The following is a 17,956-nucleotide window of genomic DNA, read 5'->3' on the forward strand; positions in this document are numbered from 1 at the left end:
CAATCGATACCGTCTGTCGCGGGTGGGCCCCGTCACGATGGGCTTCGACACGACCGGAGTCACCTGATACAGGTGTGCGGTTTGTCGCTACCGTGCCCCCCATGGGGATGGGGTTGGAGCTGCGGGGGCAGAACGCGACCTGGGTCTTCGAGACCGACTCGGTGCGCGTCCGGTACGGCACCGGCATCCGGGTGCCCGCGTTGCTCAAGGAGTTGCGTGAGGTCGTGGTGCCGGACGTCGCCCTGGCCGGCGCCGACGTGTCGGTCGGGTCCCGCAGGACCATCCTCCAGATGCGGTTGCGTCAGGGCGCCTGCCCGCTGCTGGAGGCGGCGGCCGGGCAGCTCGGGGAGGGCTCGGACCCTTACCGGATCGTGCTGAGGGCGGACCAGGCCGACCTGGCCGAGCACTACGCCGAGGACCTGCGCACGCGGGCGGCGCTCAACCCGGCGGCCGACCGGCCCGCCGAGCGGTTCCTGCTGCCGGGGCCGCGCCCGCCCCGGCACGTCAAGGCGTACGACGGCAACGGGGTGTTCGACGGCAAAACCGTCGCCTTCCGCTGGATGTGGTCGGGCGCGAGCAGCGCCAAGTGGCGCGCCGGGGACCAGGTGTTCCCGGTCTCGGACATCGTCGACGTCGAGTGGGCCGCGCCGGGCGTGCTCAGCGGCCACCTCCGGGTTCGGCTGCGGGGCGACGGGGACGACGTCCGCCGGCTGGACCCGGACCAGGACCCCCGGGCGTTGACCTTCGGGGTGGGCTACGGCCTCACCCACGAGTCCCTCACGTTCGCGGCGGCGGTCCTCTACGCGATCGCCGACCACCGGACGGTGGTCCGGGCCGCGCCCGAGGCGGTGCCCGCGGTGTCGGCGCCGGCGGCGCTGCCACCACCGCCACCACCGCCGTCCCTCTCCGGCTCCGGCGGGGGTCCGAGCGTGGACGAGGTGATCGCCACGATCCGCAAGCTGGGCGAGCTGCGGGACGCGGGGCTGCTCTCCGAGGACGAGTTCCAGCGGAAGAAGGCCGAGCTGCTGGCCCGGCTCTGACGCGACCGGCGGAGGGGCCGCCATGTGGGCCGCCTGTCGGTATCTGGCGGCCGCGGTCGGTGTGTCCGTCGCGGGTCGGGGTCTGCCCTTTTCCTCAGAGAAGTCTTGGCCGCTGTGTCGCGCCAGAGGGCTCGTCGGGCGGTTGCCATGCGTCTTCGCTGGTGAAGCGTGGCCTGTTAACCGCGACGCCGAGGGCGAGCTTGGCCGCAGAGTTGGTGGAGGCGGCGCGTGGCGCAGTTCTGGTGGCGGCGGTCGCCGCCGGCGTCGCGTGGGTTGGTCGAGGCGGCGCGTGGCGCAGTTCTGGTGGCGGCGGTCGCCGCCGGCGTCGCGTGGGTTGGTCGAGGCGGCGCGCGGCGCAGTTTCCTCCGGCTGGATTGTGCCAGGTCGGTGTGACAGTCCTGGCCGAGTTATCCACATCCCCCGAAGTTATCCACAGCGGAGCGTGATGCTCTTGGACGCTCCGTGTTGGACGGATAGGCTGGAGCGGGGCTCGCCCCCCAGGGCGGGTGGGGGCTGTCAGTCGGGAGAAGGCCGAGGTGCACTGGCCCGGCTCGGGCTGGGGCACGGCGAGGGGATTCGACGCGTGTCGGTCGTCTGTCGTCAACGTCGCGGCCGTGGTGTCGGTCTGGTACGGGTTCGCCAAGATCAACGGTAGTCAGTTCGCCGTGCTCGACTTGGAGCTGGACCGGCCGATGGGCTAGGTGTCGGGTTTCTGGTTGACCTGGCACTACTTCGGTTTCTCCCCGGTGTTCGGCACCCTCGTCGCGGTCCTCCAGATCGGACTGGGCGCGCTGTTGTTCTTCCGGGGGAACGGCACTGGTGGCCGCCCGGGCACGGCGATGACGGGAGCGATCACCGTCCTCGGGCTGTGCTACGGCGTCGACCCGGGCGGCGTCCTCGCCTCGGCGTTCACGTTCCTCGCCCTGGAGTTCGCGCTCTGGGAGCGCCGCACGCGGCTCGTCCGTCTCCTGTGGACGGAGAACGCGGTCGCCTCGGGCGCGCGACCCGGTGTCGGGAAGGTCTTGGCGCTCGTGGCGCTGCTGGTCCCCGCCGCCGGCGGGACGTACTGGGTGGCGAACGAGAACAACCGCCTCCCCACCCCGGTCGACGGGAGCTGGCGGGTCGTCGCCGGCCAGTACCGCCCGGCCGGCGTGGCCGGGCCGCTGGACCGCGTCTACTTCGAACGCGAACGCGCCTTCATGGTGATGCCTAGGTTCGACGACCAGTGACAGACGCACCATTTCGAGGTGGGCCCCGAGCGCCGCCAACTCCGGATGTGGCAGCGGTGGCTCACGAAGGACGGCGATCTGTTCCAGGGCACCTACGAGCTGTCCGGCGAACGGCTCGTCCTGACGGGAGCCGTCCAGGGAGAAGCCGAGCCGCTCCGGCTCGAACTGGTGCGGATGGCCGTCGCGGGGAGTCGGTGAGGTGAGGGCCGCCGGTCAGCGGGCCGGTTCGGAGGGGCGGTAGGTGCCGAGGAACCAGGTGTTGCCGTCGGGGTCCTCCAGCGCGAGATCCCGCGAGCCGTAGTCGGTGTCCGTTGGCGGCGACGTGACCTTGGCCCCGGACTCCACGGCCCGCTGGTGCGCGGCGTCGGCGTCAGCGACGGCCAGGTAGAGCTGGGTGGGCGTGCTGTCCTCCCGCGCCGCCCCGAGCATCACGAGGTCGCCCTGCCACGCCAGTTCCGCGTGGACGACGGCGCCGCTCTCGTCCCGGTGCACGGCGTGCTCGGTGAAGCCGAGAACCTGTCGAAGCCAGGCGATCCCCGCCTCGGGGTCGCGGTACCGGAGGACGGGATAGATGTTCTGCATGGCCCGACGGTAGGTCGCCGGTCGACATCTCGCTGGGGCGAACGTGATCTCACCCCAGCACCCCGCCGCTGCTCTGCCGAGCAGGGCGCGGTGCGCGTCCGGTCAGGGTCTGGGCCAGTCCCGCGACCAGGGAGGCCTCGGCGCGTCCTCACAGGTCGTCGAGGTCCTTGGCCTGTCAGCCGGCCCGCGATCGCGGATCAGCGGAACCTCCGGGCGACACATGCGCGTCCTGTGTGCTCGCGATAGCTGACACAGACGAGGACGTGGTCCCGGAGAGCCGGGCCGGCAGCGCGGTAGGCCAACTCCCAGAACCGCAACGCGGAGTCGCGCCGGGCGCGGGCGCCGCCGTCGCCTCCGTGGGCGCTCAGCGCACGGTCGCGCTGAAGACGGCCACCGACCCGTGCACGGTCAGGTCGTAGTCGGCGAAGTGGTCCTGCTCCAACTGGGCGCGCAGGTCGTCCAGGTGGTCGGCTTCGTTGTGGAACAACCCCTGCGCGTTGTAGGCGCGCAGGAGCAACCGCGCCGGTGGGCGCAACCGGACGCCGTGCGCCAGTACCGTCGCGCCGAAGACCCGTCCGCCGGGGCGGGTCACGGCCGCCGCGTGCGCCAGCACCACGCCCTTCTTCCTCAGGTCGCCGGGAACGCAGTGCAGCAGGAAGTTGAGCCCGACCGAGTCGTGTTCCTTCGCCGGCACCGGGAGGGGTTCCAACACGTTGGCCCGTACGGGGGTGGGCGTGTAGCGGGCGAGCCGGCGCGCCGTGAACTCCAGCGCGGTCGGGTTGAGGTCGACCAACGTGATCCTGGGGCGCGCCACCGGGAACGCGCAGTTGTCCAGGAACCACCCCGTGCCCACGCCCAGCTCGACGTGGCGGGCGCCGACGTTGCGGTCGTAGTTGCGCAGCATCTCCCGCCGGCCGCAGCCCCACAGCAGGGGGCTGGCCAGACCCAGCACGGTCAGGTCGTAGGCGGACAACGTCCACCGGTTGTAGGACGCCTGCCCCGCGATCACCTCGGGGTCCGTGGATGAACCAGCGGGTTCGGACATGCCGGAAGGGTAAGGGAACCAGTACGTTCCGCAAACGGCGGCCCCCTGTCGTGATCACTCGAACGCGGGAGGCCGGCCGGACCGTTGACCGTCGTGATCACACCTCGTTACGCTCCGCCGCGTTTCGACCGGTGGCGGCCGGCGCCGCCCCCGGTCCCGCCGGTTGCCGGAGGTGGGCCGTGCCCAGGAGATCGACCGTCCCGTCCCGCGTCGAGCGCGGTCCCCACGGCGGACGGGCCACCCCCGGAGGGCGAGGCGGAGCGCGGAGGCTGTGGCTCGGTGCGGGTTCCGTCCTGCTGGCCGGGCTCCTGGTCGGCTCCGGCGTCGCCGCCGTCAACGTGGTCACCGCGACCACCGCCGTCGCCGAGCCGGTCGGCAGGGCGGCGCTCGTCGCCGACCTCGACCGGATCCTGACCGACCCGCAGTTGCGAGGCGCGCGGTCCAGCGTCGTGGTGCGGGACGCGGCCAGCGGCGAGGTCCTCTACGACCGTGGCGGGTCGGACCGGTTGGCGCCGGCCTCGAACGCCAAGATGCTCACGGCCGCCGCCGCGCTGGAGACCCTCGGCCCCGACCACCGCTTCACCACCGAGGTGTTCGCCGCCGGTCCCCGGCACGGCGGGTTCCTCGACGGCGACCTGTACCTCAGGGGCACGGGCGACCCCACCATGCTCGCCGCCGACTACGACGGGCTGGCCGCGCGCGTGGCCGAGTCCGGGATCCGCGTGGTGCGACGGCTCGTCGCCGACGACACCTGGTTCGACCGGGTCCCGCTCGGCGCGGGCTGGGCGTGGGACGACGAGCCCTACTACTACTCCGCCGAGATCTCGGCCCTGACCGTCTCGTCGAACTCCGACTACGACGCCGGCACCGTGCTCGTCAGGGTGAAGCCGGGAACGCCCGGCCAGCCGCCCGTCGTGGAACTCGACCCGCCGACCGGCGTCGTGCGCGTCGACAACCGCGCGACCACGGGCGCGGCCGGGTCCTCGCCCGCCGTCACCGCCGAGCGGCAGCACGGGACCAACACGGTCGTCGTCACCGGGTCCGTCCCGGCCGGCGGGCAACCGGTCTCGTCCCTCAGCACGGTCTCCGACCCGACCGCCTACGCCATCGACGTGTTCCGCCGCGCGCTCGCCGCCCGAGGAGTGCGCGTGCTCGACGCGAACAACGGTCGGGGCGCGACCCCCTCCGGCGCGGCGCGGATCGCCGAGCGGACGTCGATGCCGCTGTCCGAACTGCTGGTGCCGTTCCTGAAGTTGAGCAACAACGGGCATGCCGAGACCCTGGTCAAGGCGATGGGACGGGCCGTGCACGGCGTCGGGAGCTGGGACGCGGGACTGCGGGTGGTCAGGGACAAGCTCGCCGGTCTCGGGCTCGACGCCGCGGCGTACCAGGTCGTCGACGGCTCCGGGCTGTCCCGCATGGACCTGGTGAGCGCCCAGCAGTTCGCGGCATTCCTGGTGGAGGCCAGGAAACGGCCATGGTTCCCCGTCTTCTCCGCGTCGCTGCCGGTGGCCGGGGAACCCGACCGTATGGTCGGGGGGACGCTGCGCAACCGGATGCGCGGCACGCCCGCCGCGGGCAACGTGCGGGCCAAGACCGGCTCCATGACCTCGGTCAGCTCGCTTTCCGGCTACGTCACCTCCGCCGAGGGGCGACCGCTGGTGTTCTCCGCCGTGTTCAACAACTTCCTCGGGCCGGCCACGAAGAACATCGAGGACGCGCTCGCCGTGCGCCTGGCCCGCCACCAGGGGGAGCGGGACCGGCGGGGCGAGCCGGGCGTGACGCTCGCGCCCCCGGCCGCGCCGCAGGCCGACAACCCCGGCACCCGCGTCGACGAGTCGGCGTTGGAGTGCACCTGGGCCGGCGCCTGCTGACGCGTGGGCCGTCCGTTGACACAGCGCTGTCCCAGCACGGGCCCTGACACCGGCCCCGCGCTGACCTCGTGGTGACCCCGGGATGACTCGGCGCCCGGGAAACCGCCCGATCGGTGGGTGTAGCGCCTGAACCGACCGGACGCGCCCGCCCGACCGGTATGAATCGGTTGGTTAAACCCCGCCCCGTGGGGAACACGATCTCCACAGGGGGAGGGAGGGGCGGATGCGGACACGGGGCGCTCTCCCGCTGCTGGTGGCGCTGCTGCTGGTGCTCGCAGGGTGCGGAGGGCTCGGGGCGGACCGCGCCGAGGCCCGCACGGGGTTCGCCGACGAGCCGGTCGGCCCGCTCACCACGATGGGCTACAGCCTGCCGGACGAGGTGGCCCGGGTCCGGGTGGAGCGGTTCCGGCAGCGCTATCCGGCCGTCGACCTGCGGCTGAACGAGGGCGCCTTCGACGAGCAGCAGTTCCTGTCGGCGTTGGCCAGCGGCCGGCCCCCGGACCTGGTCTACCTGGACCGCGCCGACCTGCCCAGCTTCGCCGCGCGCGGCGCGCTGCTGCCCCTCGACGAGTGCTTCGAGGTCACCGGCATGGACCTCGCCGAGTTCCGGCCGGCCGCCGCCGCGCAGGTCCGCTACCAGAACCGGCCCTACGGGGTGCCGGAGTTCCTCATCGTCCGGCTGCTCATGGCCAACAGGGTGGCGCTGGCCGACGCGGGGATCGACCCGTCCCGCGTCGACACGGCCGACTGGGGACGGCTTGAGGCGTGGGCGCGGGCCATGACCAGGAGCAGCGGCTCGCGGCTGGCGCGACTGGGCGTGGACCCGAAGATCCCCGACTTCTTCCCGATGTGGGTGCGGGCCGCCGGCGGCGACGTGCTCAGCGCGGACGGTAGGACGGCCCGGCTCGACTCGCCGCAGGCCGTCGAGGTGCTGGAGATGGCCAAGCGGATCGTGGACCAGGCGGGCGGCCAGGGCGTCGTGCAGGCGTTCCGCGACGGCTGGGACCTGTTCGGCGCGCGCAACCCGTTCGCCGCCGACCAGATCGGCCTGTCCCCGATGGAGGACTGGTACCTCAACGTGCTCGCGCAGAACTCGCCGAGGGCGCCCGTGGTCGTGCTGCCGTTCGTCGGGCGGGACCACCAGCCCCTGTCGTGGGCCACGGGGCTGGCGTGGGCGATCCCCCAGGGCGCGCGCAACCGCGCCGCCGCGTGCCGGCTCGTGCGGGAGATGACCACGCCCGACGCGTGGGTGGCGGCGGCGACGGCCAAACGGGACGCGCGACTGGCGCGGGGCCTGCACTACACCGGCACCTACACCGCGCACGTCGCGGCCGACGAGCGGATCAGGGCCGAGGTGCTGCGCCCCACCGGCCTGGACTGGCTGGACGAGGGGATCAGGGTGATCGAGCGGGCGCAGGGCGTGGCGTTCGCGTTGCCCGCCTCGCCGGCGGGCGCGGAGGTCAAGCGGGCGTGGGAGGACGCGGTCACCCGGGCGCTCGGTGGCAGGGCGAGCCCGGCCGACGCGCTGCGCGAGGCCCAGCAGCGGGCCACGGCGGCCCTGGCGCGGGTGGGCGCGCGATGACCCCTGGGACCCCGGCGGGCCGTGCCGGGCAGCACCGAGCAGGGCAGGACAGGGCCGGGCGTGACCGGGCCGGGCAGGGCAGGGCCAGGCAGGACAGGGCCAGGCACCGCCGATCCCCCGCGTGGTCCTCTCCCGCGCGCCGTTCGGCCACCCGCCGTGCCGAGGCCAGGGCGGCGCTGGGCTTCCTGTCCCCGTGGCTGGTCGGGTTCGTGGTGTTCACGGCGGGGCCGTTGCTGGCGAGCCTGTGGCTGTCGTTCACGTCCTACGACGCGATCAGCGAGCCCCGGTGGGTGGGCGCGGACAACTACCGCGAGCTGGCCGCCGACCCGCTGGTCCTGAAGAGCCTCGGGAACACCGTCTACTACACGGTGCTGCACGTGCCGCTGTCCATGGCGCTCGCGTTGGGGCTGGCGCTGCTGCTCGTCGCCGCCCGGCGGTGGGGTCCGTTCTTCCGCACCGTCCTCTACGTCCCGGCGGTGACACCGCCGGTCGCGGTCGGAGTGCTGTTCCTGTTGCTGCTCAACGGACAGACCGGTCTGGTGAACCGGGCGCTGCGCCTGGTCGGGATCGACGGTCCACAGTGGACGAGCGACCCGGCGTGGATCAAGCCGGGGATCGTGCTGCTGAGCCTGTGGAGCTTCGGCACCACCCTGGTCATCTACTACGCCGCGCTCCAGGAGGTGCCGGGGCACCTGTACGAGGCGGCCCGGCTGGACGGGGCGAACGCCTGGCAGCGGTTCCGGCACGTCACCCTGCCGATGATCAGCGGCGCGCTCTTCTTCACCCTCGTCGTGAACACCATCGCCTCGCTCCAGATGTTCGCCGAGGTCTACACGATGTACTTCGGCACGGCGCACACCTCGGCCGGGGCCGAGGAGGGGCTGTTCTACGTCGTCTACCTGTTCCGCCAGGCGTTCGAGTTCCTGGACATGGGCTACGCCTCGGCGCTGGCCTGGCTGCTGTTCCTGGTGATCCTGTTGGTCACGCTGGTCCAGGTGCGGCTGTCCCGGCGGTTCGTGCACTACGAGGGAAGGCGGTGACCGTGGGGGCCGTGGCCGAGGTGACGCGGGGCGGGGAGCGGGCGCGTCCGGCGCCGCCGGAGCGACGCCGCCGGAGCGTGGGCGGAGTGGTCGCGGTCGTGGCGCTCGCGGTGTGCGCGGTGGTGTTCACCTACCCCCTGCTCTGGATGGCCCTCGCCTCGCTCAAACCCCGCTCCGAGGTCTTCGAGGGATCGCTGTGGCCGAGCACCTTCGTGTGGCGCAACTACGTGACGGTCTTCCAGGAGATCCCGTTGCTCACGTGGCTGCTGAACACCTTCGCGGTGGCGGCGGCCGCCGCCGTCGCGGTCACGATCAGCAGCGCCCTCGTCGCCTTCGCCTTCGCGTTCCTCCGCTTCCCCGGCCGCGACCTGCTGTTCGGGTTGGTGCTGGCGACGATGATGCTCCCGGCGGCCGTCACGCTGATCCCCACCTACGCCATCTGGGACGCGCTCGGGCTGACCGGCACGCAGATCCCCCTGTGGGCCGGCAACCTGTTCGGCTCGGCCTTCTACATCTTCCTGCTGCGCCAGTTCTTCCTCACGCTACCGCCGGACCTGCTCGACGCCGGCCGGGTCGACGGCCTCGGCCACCTCGGGCTGTTCCGGCACGTCGTGCTGCCGCTCAGCCGCCCGGCCCTGGTGATCAGCGTCGTGTTCGAGCTGAAGGCGAGCTGGACCGACCTGCTCAAGCCGCTGGTCTACCTCCAGGAGCCGCACCTGTTCACGCTGCCCAGGGGCCTGAAGGTGGTGCTGGACCGCTTCGGCCAGGGCGGTGAGATGCGCTGGGACCTGGTCCTCGCGGCGAACGTGCTGGCGACGCTGCCCATGGTGGCGTTGTTCTTCGCCGCCCAGCGGTACTTCGTGCGGGGCATCGCCACCACCGGAGGACGGTAGCGCCGGCGTCCCGCCCGGCGTCGGAGCGGATCGACGGGGACGCGGGGCGCACGGACGGCAACACCACAGACCGCGTCAGGAGACCACGCAACAGACCGCGTCACGGAACGCGTGAGTTCGGGGGAGCGAGGTGGTCGCGATGGCCACGCGGGAACGCCGGCATGGCCCGGCGGACCTCCCACACGTGCTCGGCGCCGCGCTGGGCTTCGCGTACCTGGTGCTCGGCCTCAGCGGGCTGGCCTCGGTGGTCGGGGTCGGCGCGGTGGTGGCCGGCCGGCCCATGGGGACCGGGGTCCACCTGGCCCAGATCGGACTGGGGCTGCTGCGGTTCGTCGTCCTGCGGGGCCGCGCGGGCGTGCGCGTCTTCGGCCTGGCCGTCCTGGCCGCGCACGCGGTGCTGGTCACCGCGATCGCCGGCGTGCTGCGGCTGCCCTTCGCCGACCGGCTCGACCTCGGCTGGCCCGGCAACGCCGCCTACCTCGTCGGGGTCGTGTTCGGCCTGGTCCTCGTCGTCCACCGTGGACACTCGACCGAGGAGCGGTGACCAGGGCCGGCCACCGGCGAGCGCGGCCGACGCGGACCGGCGGCGCGGCGCACGGAATCCGCCCGTGCGCCGCGCCGCCGGACCAGGGGTCAGGACGCGGCGAGGTCCTGCACCGGGGCGAGCGCCCCGGTGTCCGGGTCGACCAGGAACACCCGGGCCGAGGAGATGTCGAAGTACATCCCGACCAGGCTGAGCCGGCCGTCCTCGACCGCCTGCCGCACCGAGGGATAGGTGCGCAGGTGGTCCAGTTGCTGGAGGACGTTGGCGACGCAGAGCCGCTCCAGCGCCGGCGTCTCCGCGCCGTCCGTCCCGGTCTCCGGGCACAGCGCGGCGTCGTGGAAGCGGATCAGGCTCGGCTGGGCGTGCCGCAGCCAGCCGGTGAGGTGCGCGCCGGGCGGCGGCCCGCCGAGCACCGCCTTCATCGCCCCGCAGTCGGAGTGTCCACACACGACGATCGTGGTCACCCCGAGCACGTCCACCGCGTACTCGACGGCGGCGCCGACCGAGTCGTCGCCGTCGTCCTCCCTCGGCACGAGGTTGCCGATGTTGCGCACGCAGAACAGGTCGCCCGGCCCGCTCGACGTGATCAGGTTGGGCACCACCCGGGAGTCCGCGCAGGTGAGGAACAACTGCGTCGGACGCTGTCTCGCGGCCAGCTCGGCGAGGAACGGGCGCACCAGCGGGGCGTACCTGCTCTCGAACTGGTGCAGGCCGAGCAGCATCGGGTCGGGCTTCTCGACCCTCTCCTCGGGCGGCGACGCCGCTGACGCGCCGTAGAGGCGTTGCCAGTGCGACCACGGCGCGAACCAGCGGGGCGACAGGTCGGGCAGCGACCGGCGCTGCTCCGGCCGGCCCGTGGTCGCGCGGTCGTACCAGGTGTCGTCCACCTCCTCGACCACGACCACGCCGCCCCGCCGCTCGTAGCCGAGCCGCCACTCGTGGAACGCCTCGAACGCGGCGTGGTCCATGAAGTCGACGTGCAGCTCGACGAGCACGTGCGCGCCCTCGGGGATCCGGCGCAGCTCGTGGACCAGCCGGCCGACGGACAGGAACACGAGGGAGCCGCGCAGCACGATCCGCCAGCCCCGCTCGCCGTGGTCCTCCGCGCGGATCGTGGTGTGGGTGAGCCGGTACAGGGCCAGCAGCACGGCGACCGCCACGCCCAGCAGCACGCCCTTCATGATGTCCGTCAGCACCACGCCGAGGAACGTCACGACGTAGACGGCGAACTCGCGGTGCCGCCACAGCAGCCGCATGTGCGCCAGGCTCACCAGCCGCACGCCGATGACGACCAGCACCGCCGCCAACGCGCTCAGCGGGATGCGCTCCAGCAGCGTGGTCAGCGTGACCACGAACAACGCGATCCAGAGCCCGTGCAGGATGGTCGACATCCTGGTCCTGGCGCCGGCGTTGACGTTGGCGGAGCTGCGCACGATGACGCCGGTGACGGGCAGGCCGCCCAGCGCGCCGGCCGCCAGGTTCGCCGCCCCCTGGGCGACCAGCTCGCGGTCCAGCTCGGCCCGGGGGCCGTCGTGCATCCGGTCCACCGCCACGGCCGACAGCAGCGACTCGACGCTGGCGACCGCGGCGACCGTGAACACCGCGAGGGCGATGGCGGTCGGCGGACCGTCCGGCATCTCGGGCCGGGTGAGCCCGGACAGCAGGTCGTCGGGCAGGTCGACGCGGGGCAGGTCGAGCGCGAACACCGACGCGACGATCGTCGCCGCGGCCACGGCGGCCAGCGGCGCCGGCACCGCCGACACCACCGGCAGCCGGGGCCACACCAGCAGCAGGACGATCGTCACGGCTCCGACCAGCGCCGCCGCGTCGTGGTGCCCGACGAGCTGCGCGGGCAGGTCGCGCAGGTTGGCCAGCACCGAACTCTCCGGCTGACCGCCCAGCACGATGTGGAGCTGGCTGATCGCGATCACCGCGCCGATGCCGGCGAGCATGCCGTGCACGACGGCGGGGGACAGCGACAGGGCGGCCCTGCCGACCCTGGTGACGCCGAGCAGGAGCTGGAGGACGCCGGCCGCCGCCGTGATGCCCGCCGTGGCGGCCCAGCCGTAGCGGCCCACCAGGTCGGCGACGACCACGGTGAGCCCGGCGGCGGGTCCGGTCACCAGCAGCGGCGCGCCGCCGAGCGCGCCGGCGACCACGCCGCCGACCACCGCGGAGAGCAGACCGGCCATCAACGGGGCTCCGGAGGCGGCGGCGATGCCCAGCGAGAGCGGCACGGCGACGAGGAAGACCACCAGCGAGGAGGGGAGGTCGTACCGGAGGTTGGCCAGGAGGTGGGGGATCAGCCCGGTCCTGGCGACGGGCCCCGAGGCCTTGGAGGCCTCGGAGGCCTTGGAGGGCGCCGAGGGCGTTGAGGGCGTCGAGGGCAGGGAGCGCGATGACGACTCCGAGGACGGGGCCGCGCTGGTGGTGGCGGTGGGCGGGTCGGCGGTGCTGTGTTCGGCGCGGGCGCGTGGCCGGCGGGGTGTGGTCATGGCGGCCTCCAACGGAAGAAGGGACGGGTCGACCGCGGGCCGCGGGCGGCGGCCCGAGGTCGGCTCGGGGTGAGCGGGGGCGGCCTCGCGGGGACGGTGGGCGAGGCGCCGGGGCGAGGGGCGGTCGGGACGCCGCCCGTCCGGTCAGCGGCCGGAGCGGGTGGGCGACGTCCTGGTCGCGGGCCCTGGCAGGGGTGGCCGGGCCGTGAGGGGGATTGTCGGTGCGCCTCGCCGTCCCCGCCGGCCGGCCGCGGTGTCGGGTCTCCGCTCGCGGCCGGGGCGGGTGTGGGGGTGTCCGGTCGGACACGGGGGGCGGTGCGACGTCAGGGAGCCGGGCCGACGGGCACGCGTCGGCCGGGCGGGCGCCTCCCCCGAGGGGCGGGGGCCGAGGTCCGGCTCGTCGAGGTCCTGCCCCGCGCCAGCGCGGAACGCTGTCGTGGCGGCCATCGGGCACCTCCGGGTCGGGCGCTGGGCTGGTGCGCTCTGGGGGTCGTGCGCTTCGGGTTGGGCGTGCGGTGGGCGGGGTCGGCCGGCGCGGGCGCCGGGGGCGTCCCCACCGGACTGTCCTCACGGGACTGTCCAGTTCGGACACCGGTGCCGGTGGCCGCGCCGGGTCGGGCGTCGTGGCGGGTCCGCCGGGTCGGCGGCCCGCGCCGGGTAATGACGTCTTTACTCAATCTTTGCGGGGGGTTGGGAACTCCTCGCGCTCAGATCAGCCAGTTGGGTGGGAACTTTCACCCCCGTTCGGCAGGGGTGTGGCAGCGCAGTTACTCAGCGTGTTCGCGTCCGGGGCCCGGCCCATCGGCCGGGTCCGACCCGCCCATCGGTCGGCCGGGGGTGACCGATCGGCTGATGTGGGTCGTGTGCGGGCTCGGCTGTCCTGGAGGAGACAACCGGCGGGCGTGGCGGTGCTCCCGCCATCCGGTGGACGCTGGATCGGGGAAAGTGGGGACGACCATGCACGCGACGGAGCGCGCGTCCGGCGCGCGGGACGCGGCCGGGACCGGAGGGACCGGAGGGACGGAGACCCGGACGGCCCAGCTCCCGGTGACCCCGTCCCTGGCGACCGCGTCCCCCGCTCCGGCGACCCCGGTGGTGGAACCCCCGTCGGCGGCTCCCCGCTCGGCTTCGGGGGCGGTGGCCGGTCCGACGGTGGCCAGGACGGCCGCCGCCGGCGCGGCCCTGGCCGGCCTGCTGTGCCTGGCGCTCACCCCCGCCCTCGGCCCGCGCGCGGCCCTGGCCGCCGTCGCGCTGGTCGTGGCGGGCTGGGGCCTGCGGCGCCGGCTGCGCGTGGCGCACCTCGCCGCGACACTCGCGGGAGCCGGGGGAACCGCTGTTCTCGTCGCGGCGGGACACCCGGTGCCGGCGGCCGTCGTCGCGGTCCTCACCGTGGCGCTCGCGGCGAGCTGGCGCGCCTTCCCCGCCCTGCCCCGCCCCCGGGCCCTGCCACACCCGAGTTCGCCCTCGTCCGCCGAACTGCGCGCCTGCCCCGACTCCCTCGCCTACTTCGCGACCCGCGACGACCGCACGCTCCTGCGCGCGGGCGCCGGCGCGGTGTCCGCGCGGCCGGTGGGATCGGTCCTGCTGGCCGCCGGCGACCCCCTCGGCGACCCAAGCGCGTGGCCGGACGCGGTGCGCGCGCTGCGGGCGGAGGCGGTGCGCCAGGGCAGGGTGCCCGCCGTGGTCGGCGCGGGAGCCAGGGCGGCCGCCACCTACCGCGCCGCCGGATTCCGCCCGCTCTACTTCGGCTGCGAGGCCGTGCTCGACCTGGAGACGTTCAGTACCGAGGGCCGGGCGCTGCGGATCGCGCGACAGAGCTGGCGGCGCGCGGGGCGGGCCGGCTACACGGCCCAGGTGTGCCGGGTCGGCGACCTCAGCCCGGCCGAACGCGCCGAGCTGGCCGCCGTGTCGGCGGACTGGCGGGGCGAGGCCGCCGAGCGGGGCTTCTCCATGGCGCTGTCCCGACTGTTCGACCCCCGCGACCCCGACTGCCTCGTGGTGCTCGGCCGCGCGGCCGACGGCAGGGTGCACGGCTTCCTGCACCTGGTGCCGTGGGGCGCGGACGGCATGAGCCTGGACGTGATGCGCCGGCTGCGCGAGGCCCCGGCGATCCTCAACGACTTCCTGGTGGTCGAGGCGGCCACGCGCCTGGCGGCCTCGGGCCTGCGTCGGCTGTCGCTGAACTTCGCGGTGCAGCGCCGGGCCCTGGCGGGGCGGGCGCGCGGGCCGTGGGGCCGCCTGTGGCGGGGCGTGGTGCTGGCGGCCTCTCGTTGGGCGCAGATCCAGTCGCTGTACCGGTTCAACCGGAAGTTCGACCCACGCTGGACGCCCCGCTACATCCTGATCGAGTCCCGGATGGACCTGGTCCGCGCGGGGCTGGCGATGGCGCGGGTCGAGGGGTTCCTGGTCGCGCCGCGGGTCCGGCACCTGAGGGCGGGGTGGCGGAAGGCCCGGGCCTTCCTGGCCGAGGCGACCCGCCGCCATCTCGACCCCGTCCGCTCCCGGCTGGCCGGCTCCGACCACCGCGGCGCCGCGCGCCTGCTCCCGGTCTCGTCGGTCGTCATGGCCACGACCACGGTGGGCGGTCTGCTCGGCGTCCTCCCCTGGACGGAGTCGGCGGTGCGCTGGGCGACGCAGTACCGGGGCGACGACCTGCTGCGCGGCACCTGGTGGCGGCTGTTCACCAGCCCGTTCGGCGCGTACCACCTCGTCCACGTGGCGTGGGCGGCGTTCACGGTGGTGTTCGTGGTGGCCGTGCTGGAGGCCCTGGTCGGGCCGGGCCGCACCCTGCTCGTCCTGCTCCTCGGGCACTTCGTGCCGACGGCGCTCGCCTTCGCGGTGGCGTGGTCGCTGGGGCTGGGGGACTGGCTTGCCAGGGCCGACTACGGCTCGTCGGCGGCGGTCGCCGGCGCGTGCGGCGCCCTGGCCGTCGCGCTGCGGCGGCGCGGGTTCGCCGTGGTCATCGGGCTGGTGCTCGTCGGAGACCTCGTCTACAGCGACGCCCTCACCGCAAGCCAGCACTGGGCCGCCGTCGGCCTCGGCGCCGCCGTGGCGTGGGCGTGGGGGCGGAACCGGTCAGCCGAGAACACCGCCGAGAGCCCGGGCGAGAACCCGGCCGGCAGCGACGCCGGGAACACCGCCCCGGCGGCGGAGCCCGCCCTGCCCGCGTCCGCCCTGCCCGCGTCCGCCGCCCCGAGGGCGTCCTCGCCCGAACGGGGAACCGTGGCCGCGCCCCGCGAGTCGGAGCACCTGGTGTCCGTGGGTGCGGCGGAGGTCGGCTCCGGGAGGCCCGGTCCCGGGAGGGACGGCGGAGCCGACACCGTCCCGGCCGCCGCCACGCCGACCCCGGTTCCCGGGCGGCGGAGGCGGTGACCCCTCAGGGGCGGAATCAGACCTCAGGGGGATGGCCGACAGTCCCGGGAGTCGATTCGGGCGCACCGGACGGACCGCTAGTTTGACGCACGACCGCGGACGGCAGCCGGCCAGCCGCGCAGGAGGAGGAACTTCGTGGCACTGCTGACCGACGCCCTCGAGCATCTGGCCGAGCTGCCCAAGCCCGCGGTCATCGCGGCCGCCGGCGCGCTGGCCTTCGGTGAGTGCACGCTCGGCCTCGGCTTCCTCGTGCCGGGCGAGGCGGGCCTGCTCATCGCGTCCACCGCGGTCACCGACCGCCCCACCTTCGTGATCATGGCCCTGGTGGTCGCGGTGTGCGCCGCGCTGGGCGACTCCGTCGGCTACTACCTGGGCCACCGGTTCGGCCCCCGGATGCGCGAGAGCCGCGTCGTGCGCAAGCTCGGCCAGGAGCACTGGGACCGGGCGGGGGACCTGCTGCGACGGCACGGCGCCCGCGCCGTGTTCTTCGCCCGCTTCCTGCCGGTGGTCCGCACGCTGACCCCGGCGGCGGCGGGCGCGTCGGGGTTGGCCTACCGCAGGTTCCTCCCCGCGTCCCTGCTCGGCGCGATCGGCTGGTCCTGCCTGCACATCGGGATCGGGGCGGCGTTCGGCGCGTCGGCCAAGGCGATCGAGAAGACGTTGGGCACCGCGAGCTGGGGACTGGTGGCCGCGTTGGTCGTGATCGTGGCGATCGTGGTGTTGGTGAAGCGGCGGCGGGCGGCGCGGGCCGCCGCGGCGGCCGCCGCCTCCGGCGAGTCGCGGGAGCTGGAGCCCTCCGGCCACTGACGATGGAGTGACGAAACATCCCACCCCTGCCCTGGGGTTCTGGGAGTCGTCGCGACGCCCTGGTTGAGGGCGCGGCGTCCGAGCGAGATCCGAGCAAGACCGAAGGCGGCACCACCGATCAATGCGGTGGTGCCGCCTTCGGCGTCTTTCCCGCTACCCATGCCGCTAGGTGTGCCGTCCTCAGCGCTGGTGTGGCTGATCCGGTGTGATGCCGGGGCGTCGTATGCGGGCACGAGTTGACCGACGAGCGATGACAGGCGATCGAGCCGCTGTTGCCCACCTTGCGGCCCGCGAGGGCCGTCCACGGGTGGACGAGGCATCACATGATCAACGGGATGTCGTTCCCGGCGAAGACGGGTGTGGCATGGCGTGACCTGCCGGAACGAGAGGGGCTACGGAAGACGGCCCACGACTGGTTCTGGCGGTGGTCGCGCACCGGAACCCTGACCACTCTGGTGAGGCGGGCGCGGGTGATCGCCGAGGCGATCAACGAACCCGCCCCGGAGGTGGCGTTCGACTCCTGCATCGTGCGATGCGCACCAGCACGCCCCCGAGCGCCCGCCGCCCTCCCGCGTCCTCCACCGGGGAGGGCGGATCGTCGGCGGGCACCGTGAGCAGGCTGATCACGTCATCAGGTGCTCCCCGTGGCGGACCCACCACGACGACCCACCTCGCCCGCGACGGTCATGGACGACCATTGTCGGTGGTGCTCAGCGCAGGCAACGTCCACGACCGCGCGCTGTTCCCCCAGGTCATGGCGGGAGTCGAGTTGGCGTCAGCCGGATCCGGGCCGACCCGCCACCCCGGGCGAGCCGGGTGATCGCGGACAACGGCTACCCCAGCCGATCCGCTCCCACCTGCGCCGTCGGCACATCTCAGGCGACGATTCCCGAACGCCGTGACCAGCAGGCCCACCGGCTGCGCCGCAGCCAGGCCGGCGGGGCGCCCACCGGCCTTCGACCGCACTGCCGACCACCGCCGCGCTGCGGTTGAGCGGTGCGTCAACCCGTCTCACGCGGTTCCGCGCGGTCGCGACCCGGTTCGGCAAGATCGCGACCTCCTACCAGGACATGATCGACCTGACCACGCTGCTCATCTGGCTTGAGGCCACGCCCTAGGTCGTGTCCGCAAAGTGTTGTGGTCGTTGGTTGGTTCGTGGTGCGTCGTCATGAGCTGACTGATGAGTCGTGGGTGTTGATCGAGCCGTTGCTGGCTCCGCCGCGGATGGGCCGTCCGGTGCGGGACCGCCGTCAGGTGGTCAACGGGATCTTGTGGACGCTGTCCACGGGGGCGGCCTGGCGGGACCTGCCCGAGCGGTACGGGCCGTGGAAGACGGTCTATGAGCGCTTTCGCCGCTGGTCCGCCGACGGCACCTGGGACCGTCTGCTGGCTCATGTCCCGCAGCGTTCCGACGCCGTCGGCGCGGTCGACTGGACGGTCGTGTGTGTGGATT

17 protein-coding genes are annotated in these 17,956 nt (G+C 73.9%); 14 read left to right on the forward strand and 3 right to left on the reverse strand.

Annotated elements, in window-relative coordinates; genetic code table 11:
• Window positions 1-101 precede the first annotated feature (101 nt).
• The 4 genes from LX15_RS29515 (at window position 102) to LX15_RS29530 (ending at window position 2,467) form a co-directional block, all read left to right on the forward strand.
• Window positions 102-1,040 carry a DUF4429 domain-containing protein gene (locus tag LX15_RS29515; RefSeq protein ID WP_253674137.1) on the forward strand — a complete coding sequence of 313 codons (939 nt, stop codon included), beginning with the start codon at window positions 102-104 and terminating at the stop codon, window positions 1,038-1,040.
• Between the two features lie 506 nt (window positions 1,041-1,546).
• Complete coding sequence (locus tag LX15_RS29520; protein ID WP_253674138.1) at window positions 1,547-1,741, forward strand: hypothetical protein; 195 nt, start codon at window positions 1,547-1,549, stop codon at window positions 1,739-1,741.
• Complete coding sequence (locus LX15_RS29525) at window positions 1,742-2,269, forward strand: hypothetical protein (protein ID WP_253674139.1); 528 nt, start codon at window positions 1,742-1,744, stop codon at window positions 2,267-2,269. It abuts the gene before it with no gap.
• A gap of 18 nt (window positions 2,270-2,287) precedes the next feature.
• Window positions 2,288-2,467, forward strand: coding sequence for a hypothetical protein (locus LX15_RS29530; protein ID WP_253674140.1), 180 nt, complete (start codon window positions 2,288-2,290; stop codon window positions 2,465-2,467).
• A gap of 15 nt (window positions 2,468-2,482) precedes the next feature.
• Here LX15_RS29530 and LX15_RS29535 read toward each other — a convergent pair whose 3' ends face one another.
• Complete coding sequence (locus LX15_RS29535) at window positions 2,483-2,851, reverse strand: VOC family protein (RefSeq protein ID WP_253674141.1); 369 nt, start codon at window positions 2,849-2,851, stop codon at window positions 2,483-2,485.
• Between the two features lie 364 nt (window positions 2,852-3,215).
• Window positions 3,216-3,896: a class I SAM-dependent methyltransferase gene (locus tag LX15_RS29540; RefSeq protein WP_253674142.1), complete on the reverse strand. Its 681-nt coding sequence runs from the start codon at window positions 3,894-3,896 to the stop codon at window positions 3,216-3,218.
• 179 nt (window positions 3,897-4,075) lie between these two features.
• On the opposite strand from LX15_RS29540, the gene dacB reads away from it, so the two are divergent.
• From dacB to LX15_RS29565, 5 genes are all read left to right on the forward strand, one after another.
• Window positions 4,076-5,770 (forward strand): D-alanyl-D-alanine carboxypeptidase/D-alanyl-D-alanine endopeptidase, encoded by a 1,695-nt coding sequence (gene dacB / locus LX15_RS29545; RefSeq protein WP_253674143.1) that lies wholly within the window; start codon window positions 4,076-4,078, stop codon window positions 5,768-5,770.
• Between the two features lie 223 nt (window positions 5,771-5,993).
• Window positions 5,994-7,352 carry an extracellular solute-binding protein gene (locus LX15_RS29550; protein WP_253674144.1) on the forward strand — a complete coding sequence of 453 codons (1,359 nt, stop codon included), beginning with the start codon at window positions 5,994-5,996 and terminating at the stop codon, window positions 7,350-7,352.
• The gene (locus LX15_RS29555) at window positions 7,349-8,392 is read left to right on the forward strand and encodes a carbohydrate ABC transporter permease (RefSeq protein ID WP_253674146.1); all 1,044 of its coding nucleotides are present in this window, start codon (window positions 7,349-7,351) and stop codon (window positions 8,390-8,392) included. The genes LX15_RS29550 and LX15_RS29555 overlap by 4 nt, the downstream gene beginning before the upstream one ends.
• A gap of 11 nt (window positions 8,393-8,403) precedes the next feature.
• Complete coding sequence (locus tag LX15_RS29560) at window positions 8,404-9,285, forward strand: carbohydrate ABC transporter permease (protein WP_253674147.1); 882 nt, start codon at window positions 8,404-8,406, stop codon at window positions 9,283-9,285.
• 139 nt (window positions 9,286-9,424) lie between these two features.
• Window positions 9,425-9,829, forward strand: coding sequence for a hypothetical protein (locus tag LX15_RS29565; RefSeq protein WP_253674149.1), 405 nt, complete (start codon window positions 9,425-9,427; stop codon window positions 9,827-9,829).
• A gap of 89 nt (window positions 9,830-9,918) precedes the next feature.
• Here the strand turns inward: LX15_RS29565 and LX15_RS29570 are convergent, their stop codons facing one another.
• Window positions 9,919-12,324, reverse strand: coding sequence for a SulP family inorganic anion transporter (locus LX15_RS29570; protein WP_253674151.1), 2,406 nt, complete (start codon window positions 12,322-12,324; stop codon window positions 9,919-9,921).
• Between the two features lie 957 nt (window positions 12,325-13,281).
• Here LX15_RS29570 and LX15_RS29575 point away from each other — a divergent pair.
• From LX15_RS29575 to LX15_RS29585, 5 genes are all read left to right on the forward strand, one after another.
• A complete protein-coding gene (locus tag LX15_RS29575; protein ID WP_253674153.1) occupies window positions 13,282-15,696 on the forward strand; it encodes a phosphatidylglycerol lysyltransferase domain-containing protein in 2,415 nt (804 codons plus the stop codon).
• A 135-nt stretch (window positions 15,697-15,831) separates the two neighbouring features.
• A complete protein-coding gene (locus LX15_RS29580) occupies window positions 15,832-16,503 on the forward strand; it encodes a DedA family protein (RefSeq protein WP_253674155.1) in 672 nt (223 codons plus the stop codon).
• A gap of 269 nt (window positions 16,504-16,772) precedes the next feature.
• Window positions 16,773-17,117 carry a transposase gene (locus tag LX15_RS33735; RefSeq protein WP_372502815.1) on the forward strand — a complete coding sequence of 115 codons (345 nt, stop codon included), beginning with the start codon at window positions 16,773-16,775 and terminating at the stop codon, window positions 17,115-17,117.
• A gap of 375 nt (window positions 17,118-17,492) precedes the next feature.
• Window positions 17,493-17,621, forward strand: coding sequence for a hypothetical protein (locus LX15_RS32810; protein WP_301305475.1), 129 nt, complete (start codon window positions 17,493-17,495; stop codon window positions 17,619-17,621).
• A gap of 19 nt (window positions 17,622-17,640) precedes the next feature.
• Window positions 17,641-17,956: transposase (locus LX15_RS29585; RefSeq protein ID WP_372502814.1), on the forward strand; the 316-nt coding region annotated here is incomplete at its 3' end.

Source organism: Streptoalloteichus tenebrarius (assembly GCF_024171885.1).
Classification (GTDB): domain Bacteria; phylum Actinomycetota; class Actinomycetes; order Mycobacteriales; family Pseudonocardiaceae; genus Streptoalloteichus; species Streptoalloteichus tenebrarius.

What these genes read in the sequence shown, in the direction of transcription:
- LX15_RS29515 (WP_253674137.1), top strand. Translation starts at nt 102, where the DNA reads ATGGGGATGGGGTTGGAGCTGCGGGGGCAGAACGCGACCTGGGTCTTC.
- LX15_RS29535 (WP_253674141.1), bottom strand. Translation starts at nt 2,851, where the DNA reads ATGCAGAACATCTATCCCGTCCTCCGGTACCGCGACCCCGAGGCGGGG.
- LX15_RS29540 (WP_253674142.1), bottom strand. Translation starts at nt 3,896, where the DNA reads ATGTCCGAACCCGCTGGTTCATCCACGGACCCCGAGGTGATCGCGGGG.
- LX15_RS29550 (WP_253674144.1), top strand. Translation starts at nt 5,994, where the DNA reads ATGCGGACACGGGGCGCTCTCCCGCTGCTGGTGGCGCTGCTGCTGGTG.
- LX15_RS29555 (WP_253674146.1), top strand. Translation starts at nt 7,349, where the DNA reads ATGACCCCTGGGACCCCGGCGGGCCGTGCCGGGCAGCACCGAGCAGGG.
- LX15_RS29565 (WP_253674149.1), top strand. Translation starts at nt 9,425, where the DNA reads ATGGCCACGCGGGAACGCCGGCATGGCCCGGCGGACCTCCCACACGTG.
- LX15_RS29570 (WP_253674151.1), bottom strand. Translation starts at nt 12,324, where the DNA reads ATGACCACACCCCGCCGGCCACGCGCCCGCGCCGAACACAGCACCGCC.
- LX15_RS29575 (WP_253674153.1), top strand. Translation starts at nt 13,282, where the DNA reads ATGCACGCGACGGAGCGCGCGTCCGGCGCGCGGGACGCGGCCGGGACC.